Annotated in this window: 4 protein-coding genes; all 4 read left to right on the top strand. The window is 37.6% G+C overall.

The window, feature by feature from the left end; all coding sequences use genetic code 11:
* Positions 1 to 136: 136 nt before the first annotated feature.
* Positions 137 to 1054: a peptidase gene (locus tag PHD84_10665; protein ID MDD5638257.1), complete on the top strand. Its 918-nt coding sequence runs from the start codon at positions 137 to 139 to the stop codon at positions 1052 to 1054.
* A gap of 50 nt (positions 1055 to 1104) precedes the next feature.
* The gene (locus PHD84_10660) at positions 1105 to 1479 is read left to right on the top strand and encodes a cupin domain-containing protein (protein ID MDD5638256.1); all 375 of its coding nucleotides are present in this window, start codon (positions 1105 to 1107) and stop codon (positions 1477 to 1479) included.
* Between the two features lie 127 nt (positions 1480 to 1606).
* Positions 1607 to 2560 (top strand): 3-dehydro-scyllo-inosose hydrolase, encoded by a 954-nt coding sequence (gene iolN / locus PHD84_10655; GenBank protein ID MDD5638255.1) that lies wholly within the window; start codon positions 1607 to 1609, stop codon positions 2558 to 2560.
* Between the two features lie 84 nt (positions 2561 to 2644).
* Positions 2645 to 3623, top strand: a 979-nt coding sequence (locus tag PHD84_10650) for an Ldh family oxidoreductase (GenBank protein MDD5638254.1), incomplete at its 3' end; no start/stop codon positions are given.

Genomic DNA, 3623 nt, shown 5'->3' with positions numbered 1-3623 from the left:
AGGCCGAAGCAGTAGCTCAGGCAGCACGTGATAGCGGGGTAGCCAGGATATAGGGCATGTTTTTAGGAAACTGTATTAGATAAGTAATAGCAAATAAGATAAAGAAAGAATAATAAGTCAAAGGAGAAAAAGTAAAATGATATTCCAAGAAACAAGGGATTTTTTAGAAAAATTAGGTTTACCAAAAGGTGATTTATTTGATTTGCCTACTTCAGGAAAAACCTTCCCCGATGGAGCCCATTTTCGTATAGAAGTTCCCACCATTAACTCTGCTGAAGCTATGAAATCTTTATTAGAAAATGCCAAACGTCAGGGTGTTAATATTAACCGAGTAGATGAGACTTATGGAATTTTTAGGCATACCGTTGCTGAAATTAAAGAGTATGCTAAAATAGCTAAAGATTTTGGTTGTGGACTTAATATGTCAGTTGGTCCTAGGGCTCCTTATGATACAGGTGCTACAGTACAGACTTCGCAAGGTATTCGAGTAGGGTACCGTCTCAGAGGTATGGAACAAGTTCTGCGAGCAGTCGAAGATATCAAGAGAGCAGTTGATTGTGGTATTCGTGGTATTTTGATTTATGATGAAGGCTTACTCTGGTTGGTGAATGAGATGAGAAAAGCAGGAAAATTACCTAAGACCATACGTTTTAAAACATCTGCCCACTGTGGACATTGTAATCCGGTAGCCTTTAAGGTTATTGAAGGATTAGGTGCCGATTCCATCAATCCCATCCGAGACCTGTCTTTACCCATGCTGGCAGCCTTAAGAAGAGGAACTATCCTACCACTTGATCTGCATACCGATAATCCTCCTGCTTCCGGTGGTTTTATTCGCTCCTATGAAGCTCCTGAGATTGTTCGTGTAGCTTCTCCTTGTCATTTAAAATGCGGAAATTCAGCAGTTGCCGGTCATGGACAGATTACTGGAGCACTGGACGGCAAGAGAATGGCTGATCAGGCAGTGATTATCAAAGAGATGATGGACAAATATTTCCCGGAAGCAATCCAGAGTGAACCTAATCAGGCTGATATGGAAATTCCGGAGATATAATCCTGTGATCTAAATTTTTTTATAAATATATCTTAAGGAGGCAGAATAAGATGACAAAAAAAGTGACTGTTCATGAAGATGAGGTTCAAGCCATTAGAAGGGATCCACCTAGAACTTCAAAAATATTATTAACTGAACATACTGTAGGTGCAACAAGTATGTCTATGGGTGTGAATTACACTGATATAGGTAGTATGATTCCGGATGGAGTTCACGAAAATCAGGATGAAGCAATGTTCTTAGTTCAAGGTAGGGCAAAATTGGTGATAGAAGATCAAGATGAGTATGTAATGGAACCAAATACGGCATTTTTTGTAAAAGCAGGAACAAAGCATCGGATTGAAAATATTGGGAATATCCCATTTAAGATAGTATGGGTATATTCTCCACCCTTACCGGCACATCTACATCTAAAAGATAAATAATGTTATTAATAGAGGGCTAATGTTAATAAAAAAATAACATTATAGCCCTCTCTGTCTCTTAACACAAACATCAATTTAATGAAGATTAAAGTAAAAACAGTGACTAAGGAAGGAAGTGATTAAGGTTATGGAAAAGTGGAGTTTTCCTCAAGAAGGATGTATGGAAAAAGATAACGGTATGTATTTCCAGACCATGAATACAAAAGCATTGAAAGAAAGACTTTCCAAAAATGATATTATAATTATTCCGGTAGGTAGTACTGAATGCCATGCAGCACATTCTCCATTTGGAGAAGATACCTATCTGGTAACCAGAATGGCAGAGCAAGTAGCAACCAAAACAGGTTGTACCATAGCCCAGCCTGTCTGGTATGGTTCACATCCCTACCAACATGTAGGAATGCCAGGAACAGTAATTATTCCAGAATATGTTTTTATTGATTATTTAATAGCTGTTATTGCTGGATTATGGAACGCTGGTTTTCGCAAACAGATTCTATTAAATGGACATGCCCAAGAATATGTTATTCCTAACGCCATACATATGTTTGAAAAAAAGTATAAAGTACCGGCAGTTATAGCTAATGTAAACTGGCCTTTTGCTGCTGCTCAATTTCTAAAAGATAAAGAACATGGTGGCCCCTTTGATACTCCTTTCAGGCATGCCTGCGAAGTAGAAACATCTCTGGCTATGGCACTATTTCCTGAATTTAATCATATAGAAAATGCTGTGGATACTAAACCACTTAGCTTGATTAAAGGGGATCATGTGGATAAAGGCGGAGATATTTATCAAAGACCATTGCCTGGACAATGTCAGGTAGGATTTAGTGCTATGGAAATAAGGGGTACTCCGGAAGGAGTAGTTGGTTCAGCAACATTAGCCGATCCCGAAAAAGCACGAAAAGCTATTGAAACTATACTGGATTATCTGGTTAAGTTACATGATGATATTCTGGAAGCTTTCCCACCTGGAAAACTACCTGATGCCCAACTAATGTCGGAAAGACCTAAAGAAGAGATCGAAAAGGTCTTAAAAGGTCCTTTAAATGGTGGTATTAGTATTTACGCTTTAGAATAACTTAATAAAGTATATTTTGATATTTTCAATCTTTCAATTCTTTTTAGTTTATAACTATAAGTAAATATAGATAAGAGGCAAAGAATGACTGATAATAAAGAAATGGCTATTAAAGTATCAGGGTCAAATCTGTATGATTTCTGTCTGGCCTGTTTTTTGAAAATTGGCCTTTCTGAAGAACACGCTGGAATTTTAAGTGACACGTTAGTTCAGGCAAATCTCAGAGGCGTAGATTCACATGGTGTCTTGAGATTGCCCGTTTATATTGAGAGAAGTAGGATAGGTTTAATTAGTTATCAGAAAGATATAAATATTATTAGCAAGAATCTCTGTGTAAGCTTAATTGATGGTGAAAATAATTTTGGTCAAATTGTAGCATATTATGGTATGAAAGAGGCTATCAAGAAGGCAGACCAAAAAGAGACTGGTATAGGGTTTGTGGGCATTAGTCACACCAATCATATGGGAATGGCAGCTTATTATGCTATGATGGCAGCTAAAAAAGGTATGGTTGGTATCGCTATGTCCAATTCACCTGCTACAGTTGCTCCCTGGGGTGGTGCACAACCTATGCTGGGGACTAATCCCATTGCTATTGCTATTCCAGCAGGCAAAGAGTATCCAGTGGTGCTAGACATGGCTACCAGTCTGGTTGCTAGAGGGAAAATACGGTTAGCTTTAGATAATAAACAGGAAATACCTTTAGGGTGGGCCTTAGATTTAGATGGTAATCCCACAACAGATCCTCAAAAAGCCATTAAGGGAGCTCTACTTCCATTTGGGGGACCTAAAGGATATGCCATATCTTTAATTATTCAGATCTTTTCTACTATTTTGAGTAATTCTGCGAGGGAAATGGAAATTAAATCTATGTATGATTTCTCAGGAAAATCAGAGATTGGTATTTTTTTAGGAGCAATTAAGATTGATTGTTTTGTTTCCCGTGATGAATTTAACCATGAAATAGATGAATTAATTCAGAGAATAAAGACATCAAAATTAGCCAAAGGAAATGAAAGGATATACTTACCAGGGGAAATAGAGTTTGAGCAACAAAAAAAGA

This window comes from Atribacterota bacterium (genome assembly GCA_028717805.1).
Taxonomy (GTDB): Bacteria; Atribacterota; Phoenicimicrobiia; order Phoenicimicrobiales; family Stramentimicrobiaceae; genus Stramentimicrobium.
Note: the sequence above shows the minus strand (reverse complement) of the source record. Positions and strands in the feature narration are given on the sequence as shown.

Excerpts from the sequence above, each read along its gene's own strand:
- PHD84_10665 (MDD5638257.1), top strand. The coding sequence starts at position 137 with ATGATATTCCAAGAAACAAGGGATTTTTTAGAAAAATTAGGTTTACCA.
- PHD84_10660 (MDD5638256.1), top strand. The coding sequence starts at position 1,105 with ATGACAAAAAAAGTGACTGTTCATGAAGATGAGGTTCAAGCCATTAGA.
- iolN (MDD5638255.1), top strand. The coding sequence starts at position 1,607 with ATGGAAAAGTGGAGTTTTCCTCAAGAAGGATGTATGGAAAAAGATAAC.